Origin of the sequence: Nitrosovibrio sp. Nv6 (genome assembly GCF_900110495.1) — a bacterium.
In the GTDB taxonomy this organism is placed as follows: Bacteria; Pseudomonadota; Gammaproteobacteria; order Burkholderiales; family Nitrosomonadaceae; genus Nitrosospira.
Genome location: NZ_FODX01000008.1, coordinates 90617 through 105645, shown reverse-complemented (window position 1 = coordinate 105645; position 15029 = coordinate 90617). Strand labels below are relative to the sequence as shown.

Genomic DNA, 15029 nt, shown 5'->3' with positions numbered 1-15029 from the left:
CGTTTTGTCTGATAAAACCCCAGGACAATCCCGGGCCCCTCCCTGAAACACCGCGTAGCCTAAACTCATGACTACTTTGTGTCAAGAAAAATGAGACCGGATGCGGAACAAAATAGATTAACTTGCGGCGATGGAATGGCTTGCAGTCCGGTATCGATGCCGGATAAAAAATGCAAGCCTATCTGAAATTGAGGGGCTTTCTGAATTGGACTGTGAACAAGGAACCGGAGATGCTGACCAGGGATGCTGCCCAGCAAGCGGGAACCGACTGATCCCACCTGCTGGGCATATCTGACGCCATGACCGGAATACTTCCAGCGATATTCCGGCCAACCTCGTATCCCTGGTTCTATAGCTGAACTGGCGGTAAAACTTGCTTGATACTCTTACGGCACGGTTTGAGTCACGTTATGCACTGGCTTTTCCTCAGCGGGGGCGGGCGGTGCCGGCTTATAAGAGTAATGCAGCAGCATGCCGGTGAATACCGTACCTCCTACGATATTGCCCAATGTTACCGGGATCTGGTTCCAGAAGATCCACTGTCCCACCGTGATATCGGCGCCGAGAAGAATAGCCGTGGGCATTATGAACATGTTCACTACCGAGTGTTCGAAACCCAGCGCAAAGAAGGTTGATACCGGTAGCCAGATAGCCGCTATCTTGCCAGTGGCGGATGTGGAAATCATTCCCAGAATGGTGCCAAGCGCCACCATCCAGTTGCACAGGATGCCTTTGACGAATGCTGTCACCCAACCGTTTGCCCCTGCGTGTTCATACACGAGCGTCTTGGATATGGCCACCGCGATGATTTTATCGCCGAGCGGTCCATGGCCTTCGATAAAAGCTTCCGTCAGGGCAATGGCGAGCAAAAAGCCAACGAAGACGCAGCCGAAAAAATTGCCCAGGTATACCCACCCCCAGTTACGAAACAGTTTATCGAGTGCTACTTTGCCGCGTAGCACACCTACCGGCAGCACCGCGAAATTACCGGTGGCAAGCTCCATGCCCAGCAATATGATCATGGCAAAGCCTACCGGAAAAACAGCCCCCGCGACCAGCGCGGCCGCGCCATCCCCAAAGCCACCCGATACCTTGTAGGCAAGGGCGGTGCCATAGGCGAGCAGGGCGCCCGACATGAAGCCTTTAACCAGCATTCTACCCACATCCAGGCCAGCTTTCTTTTTACTGGCGGCTTCAACCTCTTCCATGAGTTTTAACGGCGGATGGTAGTCCATACTTTTATCTGTTCTCCTAATGGAAAGTTTCTAGATTTTACGCGAGACTGGTACCCGTACCGTTTCTATCAGGTTTATCCGGTCCAACCCCGCCACCAACAAACAAGGTGCCGAGCCACCACAAGAAAAGCAGCACCGCACCGATAACCATATACCAGCCTGCGCTCTCCTGATCATTCACCAGATAGCTGTTGCAAACGCGTACAGGTGCAACGATGTATAACCAACCGAGAACCGCCAGCATACTGATGAAATTGGTCCAGACAAAACCTCGACCAATAAGAGTGAGTCGCCTCCAGGCCAGAACCAGAGGGAAGCCGACGAGAAGTGGCAGACTGATGAATTTCGCCACTTCGGCCACTGGATCATTCAATGCCGCATCCAGTGCCCGGGGGAGCATCCAGTAGGTTGAAGCAAATAATGCCACCACCACGAACGGTATCGCGCCACCCAAATGGGCAAGCACTGAATTTTGCCAGTGCGTCGGCAGCAAGCGGGAGGCTAGAATCCCTATTACGACGAGTAATGGCATTTGCACCAGCATATGCCTGCTCATGGATGCTTCCATCCAGTCTCGCGCCACGGGCGTAGCAAGAAGCAGATACAACACTCCAAGACCGAAACCCATTCTGGCGGCATAATGAGATGAAGTTAGCTTCATAGCAGCGCTACGACTTGTTCAGCAAACGGTACCGCTTTATCAATATCGCTAATCAGCCTTAATTTTCCATCGCGGCCGACGAGATGAAGGGCGGTATTATGCTCATACCCCCCAAATTCATCAGGGATCACAACGATGCCAAACGCTTCCAGCAAGGACTTGAGTTCCGCCTTGTCAGGCACTCGTGCGATACGCCAGATCTTGCCGTCCGCTCCATAAGTCTGGCCATATTTCTTCAAACTGACAGGATCATCATGATCCGGGTCAAAACTGATGCTGAGCAGCTGAAAGTCACGTCCCAATGATTCCGGCGGTATGAGATCGCGAATTTGCTTGAAGATCATACCCATGCTTCGACACAACGTGGTACACCGCGTGAAGATGAAGTCTACCGCCAGAAGTTTACCCTGATAGTCCTGCAGGTTGAAGATATTTCCATCCTGGTCTTCAAGCGTAACGGCAGGCAGCGGGCGCGGGGACCGCAGGATTTCCACGCGCCTCGCCGTTTCAGCCGTCAGTGCGGTAAATCCATCCGTACCCCACCAGAAAACCCAAGTGCCCAGCAAAACTACCAGCGATGTTATCACTACGCTGCGTTTAACTGGGCTACTCATAAGGTTATGTGACGTGTTTCATCATGTAGCTATACTTCGCGCCAGGGAAGCCCGCTGGTAATCGCGGCCCGCCAGACCCAACCGTGTCAGAAACCGGAATACAAACACCAGCACGGAAGCAAGTAACAATATTACGAAGTATGAAGCAATACGATCATAGGGCACCCATTCCGGCAGATGCTCGGCGTAGCGGCGCGGGACGCTTTCTTTTCCAGAGTACAGGAAGCTCATCGTGAAACCCATGGTACCGATAACGAATCCCCAGAATGCAGCGACGTCGATGGCACTGTCTCTTGCATTCTCATCGGGTTTTACAAGATAGTACATGAATCCGAAAACCATTGCGACCATGCCCAGCAACAGATAGGTATGAAAATGCCCTGGAACCCATAGCGTGTTATGCATTACGTAGTTGACCGTAATTGTACCGTCGATGAACGCGGGCATCGCACCTACCGCCCAACCAAACAGCGATACAAACAACAGCCTCGAGCACATATCCCAACGGATACCCGAACGATATACAATCATCATGGCGCCATATCCCGTTACGATCAAGATCGGGAAAGTATTGAGATAGCCAATGATGTGGCCCATGATCAGAAACCACTTGGGAAAAGCGTAATCCATCAACAGGTGATGTGGAAAGATGAACATGACCATGATCGTAGAAGCTGTCCACGATGCGAGAAATACCTTGTTCGATTTCCACGGACGCTGCGTGTAGCGCGGCAGAATTTCATAGACAGCGATCACCGCCATGTAGATAACCGCATTGATGAACACATGACCGAAGAAATAAATCATGCCTTTGGCCAGCAGCGCATCAATTTCAAAAGTCGGTACGTAGAGATTCACGAGCATCATCACCAGGATACTGGCGCCAACCACCAAACCGACCAGATTGACAATGGTGACCATTGTGCTGGCGACGACCGCCGGCGGCGGCGCATTGCCGTCATCGGGACCGAAAAGCTGCGGCCAGCCGAGCCCGCGGCCAAGACCTCCGTAACGCTTGATGATTGCACGGGCGATATCGAGATGCAGCAGCACGAAGCCGACGCCGATCACCAGCAAACCACCCATGAACAAGGCAGCGGCTCCCTGACTCCACATGCCCATTGAAGTTCCTGGCAACGGAAACAGGAAAGTCCAGGCAGCATGGAAATCGCCGATCAGGACGCTCGCCAGAATCATGACGACACCGATCAGGAATATCACCAGGTTGGCGACAAATATGCCAGTAGAAAGCTCAACGTATTGTCGCAGGAAATGCCACATGATAGCCGCCCCGGCAATGGCAACGATGCCCACCATTCCGGCACCGTGCAGCGTCATGATTTTATAGAACCAGAGCCCTCCAATGGCGGTGAACTGCGACTGTTCGAGCCTCATGAGCAGGCCGAAAACCATCATCAGCAGCAACACAACACATGAGACGACCAAGTAGGCCACCACGCTGGCCTTCGCCCCTTGATCGGGCGTTGGGGTATAGGTATAGCTTGCCATGCTTATTCCTCTCTAAAGGTTGCCAACTTTGATTTCGGTCATCATATTGTGGTGCGCGACACCGCAATATTCCATACACAGCACCTTGTAAGTACCTTCCTCTTTGAAAGTGTGCCGGATTACATTGGTGTAGCCGGGCATCGCCTGAGCTTGCGCGACCAGATGCATGTCCTTATCGTAAATACCAAAGCCGTGATTGACGTCTGCACTGGTGATATGGACCTCTACCGGCTGCCCCGCGTCGACCTGATCCCGGTCCATTTCCCAGTACCACATGTGTGCGGTTACATTAATGACCTGCGGCGGGCCGCCAGCCGTCGCCGCACGGCTGACATCATATGGCAAATCCATGAGGTTATAGATCATTGCCGGCAGGAACACCAGGGCGACCACCCAGAATAACTTGGTACGAAAACCGTATGCACGCTTCACCAACGGTCCGTATTCCTCTTCGCGCTTGTGCGAATTGATTGCGACGAAAATCACTCCGAACGTGATCATCAACATCAATACAAGGGAAACCTGCCACGCGGTTTCTTGCATTATATTCTCCTTCTCTCTATATATTTCATCGGTAGTACCCAGTTAAATCACGAGGTATGCGTCGATAACCAAATCTGGCGGAATCTGGACAAGATATTTTGACGCGGTTTGAAATCAGATGCTCGTACAGGTAATTTCGGACCTGAGGAATTTTGGACCTGAGGCAGCAAAATGCTACGACACAGCAATACAGGAAAAATATTGTTCACACAGATTACAAGTATCTTGCGCTACATATCCGGTTACGGCCTGGAATCGAGTTCGAAAGGGAAGCTATGCTTTACCGGAATATCCGGTCCGGGATACCAGAACAAGGATAACGAACATTTATATTAACTGACTGTTTGAAGTAGCAACTCTCTCGCCCCTCTTCTTATGCAAAATAAGTATAGTGGCCAAAGAGTATTATTATCGCGCGCCTTCTCCTCTTTAGTGGTCGTTTTTTACCGGTTATTTCGAACTGCTTTTTTCCGCCATGCCGGAAATAATCCTTCCGATTCCACTAGTAATACCCACACTCACCACGCTGGTATGCATATTGATTACTTCGTGAAGGGCAAGAGTATGCTTTATGGTGGTCCGGGTGTCAAGCGTGATTATGGACTGATTTTGTTGCTGACAAATAAAATTTTTAGCTAACCGCACAAGAGCTCCCGACCGAGTTCCGGCCTTGTTTCAATGAGAGCTCAGACGGGAGAAATGACCGATGAGATGCACAAGGCGAGATTTGAAGAACCCACGACGCACCCTCTTGGGGGCGAGCGGAACGATTGACAAAGGGAATAGTCCGGGTGTTTGCCCACCTTATCCAAGCGCTGGCTGTCGCGTTGGCTGGGCATAGGCAACTGCGGATCAGCCCGGCTTTTTGATTGCAATTATCCTCTCACGCCATTTACATACGCGGCGGTGAGTTCGTGTGCGGGGGATTCAAAAATCTGCCGGCAGTGCCCAAATTCAACCAGGCGTCCAGCATGGCCTCCGACCCAGAAAAAAGCGGCGTAGTTGGCGATGCGGCGCGCTTGCGCCAGATTATGGGTAACAATGACAATTGTATAGCGGCCGCGCAGTTGTCCGATCAGATCTTCGACTATGCCCGAAGCAATTGGATCGAGCGCACTGCATGGCTCGTCCATCAGTAGAATCTGTGGATTCAACGCCAATGCGCGGGCAATGCAAAGGCGCTGTTGCTGGCCGCCAGACAGGCTTAGCGCGGAAGCATGCAGCCGGTCACGCACTTCATCCCATAACCCGACATCCCGCAACACTTGTTCGATGATAGCCGCAGTGTCGGCACGCCGCTTAATGCCGCGTTCATGCAGGGGGAGCTCGATATTACGGCTGATCGAGACCGGAAACGGCGTCGGCTTCTGGAACACCATCCCGATCCGCTGCCGCAGCGCCTGCACATCGCAGGCAGATTCATGGATATCGCAACCATCGACTCGAATGCGGCCGGTGGTCCGGCAGCCTGGAATAAGGTCGGTAAGCCGGTTGATCGATGACAGGAAACTGGTTTTTCCGCAGCCGGAAGGGCCGATCAACGCAGTGATGCAGCCACGATAAATATCGAGTGTAACGTTGTCGAGTGCGGTCTTGGCGCCATAGCGAAGGGAAAGGTTGTCGACCTGGATCAAGGGTTGCGGATCGCAACACACAGGGCCTGCCTGCATTGGGCCAAGAGTATAGGCGCCGTCGCCCTTGCCTGGGGTTTTCTCAGACGCGGGTCGCCGGAGCTGTTCGGATCCGCCGTGCATTGGAACTGGCTTCCTCATTCCGGCACGATCTTCCTGCGCTGCCATCCGGCAGTAAGCCGCATGGCAGCGATATTGATGAGCAGCAGCGCGGTTATCAGCACAAGTGCCGAGGCGTGAGCGGACGCATCGCCGCCGGAAACATTCATGGATAAATCGAAAATATGTATCGCCAGTGTACGCCCCGAATCCAGCAGGGAACCGGGCATACGATCGACATAGCCGCTGGTAAACAGCAGCGCTGCGGTTTCGGCAACGGCACGTCCGATTCCGAGCAGCAGGCCTGCGGCGAGTGACGGCGCGGCAGCCGGCAACAACAAATGGAATAGCGTTGTTTTGCGGGACATGCCCAATGCGGCGGCAGATAGACGATACGCATCAGGTACGGCACGCAAGCCCGCCTCACCGGTACTGACGAGAATGGGCAACAGCATGCACGCCAAGGTCAGCCCGCCAGACAGGATGGAAAATCCCATACCCAGGTAGATGCTGAAAAACGCATTGCCGAACAGGCCAAAAACGATCGATGGCACCCCGGCAAGCACCTGCAGGCTATAGCGCACCGCGGAGCCAAAAGTGCTGTCCGCGGAGACATATTCGGCGAGCAGCGCGGCTGTCATCCATCCCAATGGCAAAGCTGCTGTCAGGGCAACCAGCAAGACAAGGACGGTGGAAACCAGAATCGGACCGATGCCGCCAGCGCGGCCAGCGTCCCGCGGCGCGTCGACCAGGAAGCTCCAGGAAAGATGCGCCACGCCGCCACGTACAATATCACTGAGTATCCACACAAACGCAGCACAGACCATGAATGCCGCGATGTAGATGGTTAATTGCGCGAAGCGATCTCGGTGGATGCCTGCTGATTTTACGGGAACGGTTTCAGCCATCGCGATTTCTTCCCAGCTGGGCCGCGACGCTCCAGAGCATCATCACGAGCAGCATGAGGGTCAGGCCGGATACGAACAGCGCGGCGCGATGATCACCCATGGCGTACGGCATTTCCAGGGCAATATTGGCAGCGAGGGTGCGTATGGGGTCGAAGAGGCTCGCAGCATGCTGCACTACGTTACCGGTAACCATCAATACGGCCATCGTTTCACCGATGGCTCGGCCGGCGGCGAGAATGATACCCGCGGCGATACCCGTTTTTGCCGCCGGTAGCGCAACGCCACGGATCATGCCCCAGCGGGATATGCCCAGCGCTGCCGCACCACGCAAATAATCAGGCGGTACGGAAAGCAGCGAAGCGTGCGCGGTGAGCGCGATGGTAGGCAGGATCATCAATGTCAGCACCAGAATCCCGGCCAGTAAACTGGCGCCGGGCGGATGCAGCTGATTGATCAACGGCACTAGCGTGGTCAGTCCCCAGAAACCGTAGACCACGGAAGGAATTCCTGCCAGCAACTCGATCAGGTGGCGGTAAATGCCTGCGCCACGCGGCGACGCGTAATAAGCGATAAACAGCGCCGAGGCAATGCCTAGCGGTATTGCCAGCAGCAGCGCTCCCCCTGCTGCATAGAGCGTACCTGACAGCATCGGGGTCAGTTTGTACATGCTCTCTCCGGGATTCCACGATGGATCGTTGAGAAAGCGCCCGATAGAGATATGTCTTAATGCGGGCCAGGACTCAGCCGAGAGGAACAAGAGGATCAGCAACACCAGAGCGGCCGCGATGCCGGCTGCGCCGCATAGCAGCCAAAGCATCTGCGCATCAGCGGATGCTGACGGGGACGAAATATTGTGCCTCGACCAGATCATATACCTGCTTCGAGCGAGTAAAGTCAATGAATTCCCGGGAAAGACCTTCCGGCGAAGCCCGCGTCACCAGATTGAGCGGACGAGAAAGCGGGAAAGTACCGTTACGCACATTTGCTACGGTCGCCGCGATACCATCCAGCGGCAATAATTTGATCGGGACGCCGTGCCCCGCCTCGTATTCCGCCGCACCGATCGATACGTAGCCGACGGCATTCGAGTTGCCGGCTACCGTCTTTATTCCCTGCGCGTTGTCGCCTATGATCACGTGCGGCCTGATATCGCTGTTCTTCAACTGAAAATAAGCCAGAAACAGCTCGAGTGTCGAACGTCCTTCAGCCTTGTTAACGACGGTTATGGGCGCATCTCGTCCACCCACTATCTTCCAGTTGTCGATTTTACCTGTATAGATATCGGCAATCTGCTGTCGGCTTAACGCAGCGACCGGATTGCTCGCGTGAAGGATAATTCCCACACCATCCCAAGCGATGGTATGCGCTTGCAGATCCTGCTCTTGCGGTTTCAAAGGACGGGATACCATGCCGATATCGGCAGTTCCATTGCGGGCGTCATTAATGCCGCGCGCAGAACCGCCGGTCTGCACATCTATTCGTGTTCCGGAATGCTGCGACTCGAAGCGCCTGCCGATTTCCGCAGCCAGCGGCGCGATGGTGCTGGCGCCGGTTAAAACCAGTTTTTGTGAAGCGGCATTAACGGGCTGACTCCAGCCGGAGCCCGAAAATAGGGCAGCGGTAAATATCATGTAGTGTATTGCTGATATGATTTTCATGCTCCTGGCAGCCTGTCGGACTTAAAGGAAATCGGCTGCAAAAGCGTCTGGCTGGTCCATATTTCGCCGCTTTTTCGGCCAATAGAATAACTATTTGCCTTCAAAATCCTCAAAATCTGTCCTCACCCAGTCACTTTTTCGCTTCGATTCTTCAAGTCCGACAGGCTGCTAGCCACCACGCCGCCAGGCATGGTATTTTTCCGCCCAGTCGAGCAGGCGGTGTGGCATGTGTGCCCTGCGCCATTCGCCGGCAGCATTTCTGTTGGCCTCCGCCCATGTCGGATATGTATGAATGGTGCCGAGTATCTTGTTGAGGCCGAGGCCATTTTTCATTGCCAGTACGAATTCCGCCAGCAGTTCCCCAGCGTGCTCTCCAACAATGGTCACACCCAGAATGCGATCCTTTCCCCGCGCCGTGAGCACTTTGACGAAGCCGCGTGCTGCCTCGTCGGTTATGGCGCGGTCCAGGTCTTCCAAGCTGTAGCGAATCACCTCGAACTTGATGCCGCGCTGGTTCGCTTCAGCTTCCGATAATCCGACTCGAGCAACCTCCGGATGCGTGAAGGTTGTCCATGGGACTACCGAGTAGTCCACCTTGAAACGTTTCACGCCGCCGAACAATGCATTGACTGATGCATACCATCCCTGATGCCCCGCGACGTGGGTAAATTGATACGGCCCGGCCACATCCCCGCAAGCGTAGATGTTGGGATAGAGTGTCTGCAACCACGCATCCGTTTCAATAGTGCCCTTTGGCGAAACCGGAATTCCCAACTCCTCCAGGCCAAAACCTTCGGTATGCGCTGTTCGTCCTACCGCGCATAACATGGCATCGAATGGAAGTGCTTCTTCGGTTCCATCCGGATGACGTACGAGCAACCGTTGCTCACCGGCTTCGCTTTCACAACGGATGGCATCGGTTTGAGTCAGTACCCGCACCCCGTCGGCGCGGAGCGCGGCTTCAATCAGCGCGACGGCATCGGCATCCTCACGCGCCATCAAACCCGCCCTCTCCACTTGCGTGACTTGGCAATCAAGGAGTGCGAATGCCTGCGCCAACTCGCAGCCAATAGGTCCGCCCCCCAGAACCACCAGCCTTTCGGGGCGTTCAGTAAGTGACCAGATGGTGTCAGACGTATAGTAGCGTACCTGCTCCAGGCCGGGAATCGCGGGGATAGCGGGACGGGAACCCGTAGCAATGACAATTGCCTGGGTAGTCAAGGTGTGTCCGTTGACCTCCACCGTCCAGGGCGAGGTAATGCGCGCACTGCCGTGAATTACGTCCACACCCAGTTTTGTGTATCGTTCTGCCGAATCATGGGGCTCGACCGTTTTTATGATGCGGTGTACACGCGCCAGCACCTCGCCAAAATTGTATTCGGCGGCCGCGCGTGCAATACCGAGGTCTCTGGCATACCGCGTCTGCCGGAGGAAAGTGGCCGAACGAATCAATGCCTTCGAGGGCACGCAGCCATAATTGAGACAGTCACCACCCATCCTGTTCGCTTCAATCAACGTAACTTTGGCGCGGGCAGTAGCCGCCACATAAGACGCCACCAAACCTGCTGCGCCCGCGCCGATAACCACCAGATTGCGATCGAACCGGTTTGGCTTGGACCAATGTGCATGTATTTTCCTCATCCTGACACGCCCCACACCCCATTTTGCGAGCCAGGGAAATACGGCGAGTAGGGCGAAGGAACCGATCAGCGCCGGCGAGAGAATATCGGAAAGGCTGGTGAGCGAACCTAACTGGGTCCCGGCGTTGGCGTAAATCGCTGTGCCGGGCAGCATGCCCAACAGACTTGCCCAGAAGAAGGTACCGGTCTGTATGGCCGTCAACCCCATTAACAGGTTGATGACGAAAAAGGGAAATACCGGGACCAGGCGTAAACTGAAAAGATATAATGCGCCGTCACGCCTCATACCCGCATCGATCGCCGTCATGCGGTCGCTGAAGCGTTGCTGTACCACATCCCGAAATACATAGCGCGCCATCCAGAAGGCAAGCGTTGCACCCGCGCTGGCAGAAAGGACCGCTACCGGAGCGCCAACCCCCAACCCGAAAATCGCGCCACCCGCCAGCGTCATCACTCCCGCGCCTGGCAGGGAAAGCGCGGCTATGACAATATAAACGATGGCGTATAAGCCAACTGTTTGCAATGGCCGCGACCGGTAGGCTTGCTGCAACTCGTCGCGACCGCTCTTGAGCGCTTCGAGGCTGAGGAAACGATCGAGATCAAAGGCAAAGAACAATCCGGTCAACAGCACCAGCAATCCAAGCAGCCACCAATGTTTCATAACGGGGCGCCTTCTATAAGTTTAACGCTGTAATAAGGCTCTTTCGTTCCCTTGGCGTGGAAAGCAAAGTTTATTCAATTGCCACGCTTCATCACGTCGCATTCATTTCACTACTTCAGTTCACTACATGAGGCGCCGTATTTGAAGCAACTGTAACAGCGGTGGTGTTTCATGCTGACAGACGCTTGCATGGCTTCCGTCAGCGTTTTCCCGAGAATGTAATCCGGATCGTCATCCACGAGCGTGCAGGCGTAAACGTGCATGCGGCCGTCGCTTTTCGCTATCATCTTGCTGAAGGCGCACATGAATCTACGGCGGGTCTCTTCGGTATGGAAATCCGTCATGCAGCGCTCGGTGATCTGCGGCGGCTTCACTCGCGCGGCTGGGGGGTGGAATTCGGGGAACTCGACACGCGGCAGGTCGTCCGGGAGACCGGCCGCGCGGAAAACGTCGACAAAGTTTGCCGAGATCACGTTTGGCGCAATGCCAGGCAAGAACTGGTTTGCCACCGATACATGGAAGCCCATTTCAAGCAGTTCTCGCAAGCCTTCCAGCGCGAGGTCGAACATGCCTGCGCCGCGGCCCGCGTCGTGTCGCGCGGCGTCGGAGTAATCGAGGCTGACGCGGAAATTCAGTGCACATGGGCGATTGCGAAGCGGTTCCAATTGCTTCAAGCGCTTGATCAGCGGCGAGGTCGCATTGGTCAGCACGAGGCAGGGCCTGTGCATCAATGCGTAATCCAGGATAGATATTATGTCTTTATTGACGAAGGGTTCGCCCCCGGTAAAGGAAAATTGTTTGACGCCGAGCTCAAGCGCCTCGTCCACAAACGGGGTGACCTCGTCAAAACGCATCATTTGCAAGCGGTTGTCGCCGGGTTTCGAGCCCTCGAGACAAAACGGGCAAGCGAGGTTACACGCAGTACCGGTGTGAAACCATAATTCATCCAACGCGTGCGGCTGGATAAATCCGCGCGGCTCATTACTGGTTGTGCGGCGCCAGTGTAGGGAACGGCTAGCCCGGTCGTCAGGGACAGCAGGGACAGGGACAGAGATGGCCTCGTCCCGCCGGATGCTCATGGCTAGCAGCACCCCCCTGCCTGGTTGCTGGCGTCTTTATTCGTATCATCAAAGGGCATCCCCATGCCACAGCCAGGAAAGATACCGTAGTGCCGCGCAAAATTGCCATGGAAATCGAAATGCGTGGCAAAGCGGGTGTCATGCAGCATGCGCCAGGTATTGCCGCAGACAGGAAAATGCTTTCCCGTCTCGATGCGATGGTGCTTGTCGAGCACAAACACGTGGGGGTGGTGCGGTATTGTGCCGCGATAAACCACGGCCTGACCGTAGTCTTCGCAGGCCGGCTCGAGGTTGTCCAGCTTGAATAAGCGGTAAGTAGCAGAGTAAAAGCGAATGTTCCCGGTGCGTGCCGCCAGTTCCGCGTTGCCGATAACGATGGCCCGGTCGTCGATCAGCCGCGGATCCGCAAAGCCATGCTCACGAGACAGGTGGAGAAAGTCATTCCAGTATAACGCGCCACTCAGACACTCCCCGTATAACACCGGGTCGCTGGTGAGCATGCCCGGTACGCGCCGATCAGTATAAACATCTGAAAAATAAAATTCGCCGCCCGGCTTGAGCACGCGCCAGGCTTCTTTCAAAACAGTCGCCTTGTCCGGCGCAAGATTTAGCACACAGTTGGACACGATTATATCCACGCTGGCATCAGACAGGTCGAGTTCGGACAGGCGTTCGATATAACCATGCAGAAAACGCACATTGCCTGCGGCATAACCGAATATTTTCCGGTGATATTCCTCGTGCCGGCGCGCGACCGCCAATTGCTCTTCAGTCATGTCCACGCCGACTACCCGGCCGTGCTCCCCCACGAGTTTCGATAGCACGTAAACGTCGCGTCCTGCGCCACAGCCCAGATCGAGCACGGTCAGACCCTCGAGCGATTCCGGCAGCACCAGGCCACAGCCGTAATATCGCGTCAGTACCTCATGATGTACCTGCGCCAGTATCGGCTTTACATATTCAGGCAAGCCGGCATCCGTCTTGCAGGCGTTAGTCTGAAGATCAAGCGAAGAGCTCAGCGTGTCGCCATAGTATTGCTGGATAGTGTCATGCATAGTCTTACCTCATATAATCCTGGCTCGTGACTGGAGTCATACGGTCCTGGAGCGATAGCGGGCAGCGAGCTTGTCGGGCGCGGCGCCGCGTGCAAAGGCCAATGCCAGATTGCGGTTTACCCACGTGCGGTACCACCACCCATCTCGTTGCCAGCGGCGCGAATCGATGAGAATGGGTTCGCGTAATGGCAGAAAACGCCCCAGGCGGCGTAACCCGCGCACCAGGGACACTTCCTCGAACAGTGGCCAGGGCGAGTGTCCGCCTGTCTCTTCATAGGCGCGTCGCGTCATGAACAGCCCCTGGTCGCCGTAGGGTACGCCAAACCGGCAACGGAAGGCTATAGCCGGTTCCAGCAGCAGTGCGGGCCAGGCGCGCGGAGCGTCAAAACGGAAGCGGAAATAACCGCCTGACGCGCCTTGCTCAAAAGCGCATTCCATCGCTACTATTGCGCCGGGAGACAACCGATTGTCAGCATGCAGAAACCAGAGTTTGTCACCTTGCGCCAGCGCGGCGCCTGCCAGTAATTGCCGCCCACGGCAGGGTTCGCCTGGCACCCAGCGCACGCTGTATTCATGGCAAACCTTGCGGCAGGCGTCGTCGGCAGCACCATCCACCACGATTACCTCCATCGGCTGGCGATGCAAGCGACGCAAGTTTTGCAACTGGCGAAGCAGGTACGCCAGCCTGGTTTCATCGTGATAGCAGGGAATAATAACGCTAAAGCTGGACATGGTTTTCTTCTGTCAAACGGACCAGATCACGGGCCAGTATGTGCAACGCGCTTCGCGCCGGACGCTGATCGGTCTTCAACGCTGCAATCAATCGAACGACGTCATCTTGCTGATCCACATCGAAACTATGGGTCAGCGTAGCAACGGATTGCCCCGCGGCGCGGCAACAATCGGCCAGCGCTGCGCCCAGGCAGGCCGTGCTCCAGGGCAAGCCGCTCAGCATTGGCCACGGCTGGCGGCTCGCCATCAGGACCACGCCGCCATCCGCCGCCGGCTTTAATACAACATCCTGGTACGCCAAAGCATCGCGAGCTGCTGCGTAGTCGTCTGCTCCGAGCAGAGGAGCATCACTGCCGATATAAACCAGCTGTTCCAGTCCCGACATGCGCAGTTTATGATCCAGCGCATTCAGCCGCTGTCCCAGATTGCCTGTTGTTTGCGGCTCTATGTGTACTTTTGACCGCTGCGGCAACAGGCCGCCGCCCCAGGCGCAATCTTCAGGATGCGAAGGAGCAATTATCACGGGGCCCGGCCATTCGCGTGCGTCTTCGAGCGCGCAGGCGAGCAATGCCTCGGCAATGCGGCTCGCCGCTTCCAAACCCACGCTAGCGGCGAGCCGTTGCTTGCCGATGCCTGATGCCGGCCGCTTGCATACGAGCACTAGAGCAGCTTTGGTCATACCGGCTCCTTGTCGGCGCAGGTTGGCATAAAACGTTTCGTTGATGGCATGGCTGCCCATTAGCTGCCTATTGGCTTCTTTTAGCTTCTTTTGTCGATTACCCTGGACGACGAAATTTCTTACATCATAGACAGCATTTGTCTGTTGAGCACGAAAATTTTCGAAGTGGACCGACCGATCGACTATCCCAAGGCGGCGCGCGAGGAAACCTCTGCCAGTATCATGAGCTTCTGGCAAGTTTGCAATCAGTGTAGGCTAGATGGAGAATGGCCTTGGGAATGGCCTTGGGAATGGCCTTGAGAGCTCCCCTCGAAGCCTATCCGCA

General features: G+C 55.4%; 14 protein-coding genes. All 14 read right to left on the bottom strand.

Annotated features, from left to right (window positions below):
• Nucleotides 1-386: 386 nt before the first annotated feature.
• The 14 genes from BMX66_RS14155 to BMX66_RS14090 all read right to left on the bottom strand — a co-directional run bounded on the left by BMX66_RS14155 (nucleotide 387) and on the right by BMX66_RS14090 (nucleotide 14704).
• Nucleotides 387-1235, bottom strand: a complete 849-nt coding sequence (locus tag BMX66_RS14155; protein WP_090883303.1) for a formate/nitrite transporter family protein — start codon at nucleotides 1233-1235, stop codon at nucleotides 387-389.
• A gap of 37 nt (nucleotides 1236-1272) precedes the next feature.
• On the bottom strand, nucleotides 1273-1896 hold the full coding sequence (locus BMX66_RS14150) for a hypothetical protein (protein ID WP_090883301.1): 624 nt from the start codon (nucleotides 1894-1896) through the stop codon (nucleotides 1273-1275).
• On the bottom strand, nucleotides 1893-2510 hold the full coding sequence (locus BMX66_RS14145; RefSeq protein WP_090883299.1) for an SCO family protein: 618 nt from the start codon (nucleotides 2508-2510) through the stop codon (nucleotides 1893-1895). The genes BMX66_RS14150 and BMX66_RS14145 overlap by 4 nt, the downstream gene beginning before the upstream one ends.
• Nucleotides 2511-2531: 21 nt before the next feature.
• On the bottom strand, nucleotides 2532-4019 hold the full coding sequence (locus BMX66_RS14140; RefSeq protein ID WP_090883296.1) for a cbb3-type cytochrome c oxidase subunit I: 1488 nt from the start codon (nucleotides 4017-4019) through the stop codon (nucleotides 2532-2534).
• 12 nt (nucleotides 4020-4031) lie between these two features.
• Nucleotides 4032-4562, bottom strand: coding sequence for a cupredoxin domain-containing protein (locus BMX66_RS14135; protein ID WP_090883294.1), 531 nt, complete (start codon nucleotides 4560-4562; stop codon nucleotides 4032-4034).
• Between the two features lie 875 nt (nucleotides 4563-5437).
• Nucleotides 5438-6232, bottom strand: a complete 795-nt coding sequence (locus tag BMX66_RS14130; protein WP_090883337.1) for a phosphate ABC transporter ATP-binding protein — start codon at nucleotides 6230-6232, stop codon at nucleotides 5438-5440.
• 98 nt (nucleotides 6233-6330) lie between these two features.
• Nucleotides 6331-7200 (bottom strand): phosphate ABC transporter permease PstA, encoded by an 870-nt coding sequence (gene pstA, locus BMX66_RS14125; RefSeq protein ID WP_090883292.1) that lies wholly within the window; start codon nucleotides 7198-7200, stop codon nucleotides 6331-6333.
• Entirely contained in the window at nucleotides 7193-8017 is an 825-nt protein-coding gene (gene pstC, locus BMX66_RS14120; RefSeq protein ID WP_199679333.1) for a phosphate ABC transporter permease subunit PstC, read from the bottom strand. Before pstC ends, pstA begins: the two co-directional genes overlap by 8 nt.
• Before the next feature lie 7 nt (nucleotides 8018-8024).
• The gene (locus BMX66_RS14115; protein ID WP_090883288.1) at nucleotides 8025-8858 is read right to left on the bottom strand and encodes a phosphate ABC transporter substrate-binding protein; all 834 of its coding nucleotides are present in this window, start codon (nucleotides 8856-8858) and stop codon (nucleotides 8025-8027) included.
• A 168-nt stretch (nucleotides 8859-9026) separates the two neighbouring features.
• Nucleotides 9027-11159, bottom strand: coding sequence for an FAD-dependent oxidoreductase (locus tag BMX66_RS14110; RefSeq protein ID WP_090883286.1), 2133 nt, complete (start codon nucleotides 11157-11159; stop codon nucleotides 9027-9029).
• Between the two features lie 110 nt (nucleotides 11160-11269).
• Nucleotides 11270-12238, bottom strand: coding sequence for a radical SAM protein (locus tag BMX66_RS14105; RefSeq protein ID WP_090883285.1), 969 nt, complete (start codon nucleotides 12236-12238; stop codon nucleotides 11270-11272).
• A 2-nt stretch (nucleotides 12239-12240) separates the two neighbouring features.
• On the bottom strand, nucleotides 12241-13293 hold the full coding sequence (locus BMX66_RS14100) for a methyltransferase domain-containing protein (protein WP_090883283.1): 1053 nt from the start codon (nucleotides 13291-13293) through the stop codon (nucleotides 12241-12243).
• A gap of 36 nt (nucleotides 13294-13329) precedes the next feature.
• Nucleotides 13330-14025: a TIGR04283 family arsenosugar biosynthesis glycosyltransferase gene (locus BMX66_RS14095; protein ID WP_090883281.1), complete on the bottom strand. Its 696-nt coding sequence runs from the start codon at nucleotides 14023-14025 to the stop codon at nucleotides 13330-13332.
• Nucleotides 14012-14704, bottom strand: coding sequence for a TIGR04282 family arsenosugar biosynthesis glycosyltransferase (locus BMX66_RS14090; protein ID WP_090883335.1), 693 nt, complete (start codon nucleotides 14702-14704; stop codon nucleotides 14012-14014). Before BMX66_RS14090 ends, BMX66_RS14095 begins: the two co-directional genes overlap by 14 nt.
• Between the last annotated feature and the right edge of the window lie 325 nt (nucleotides 14705-15029).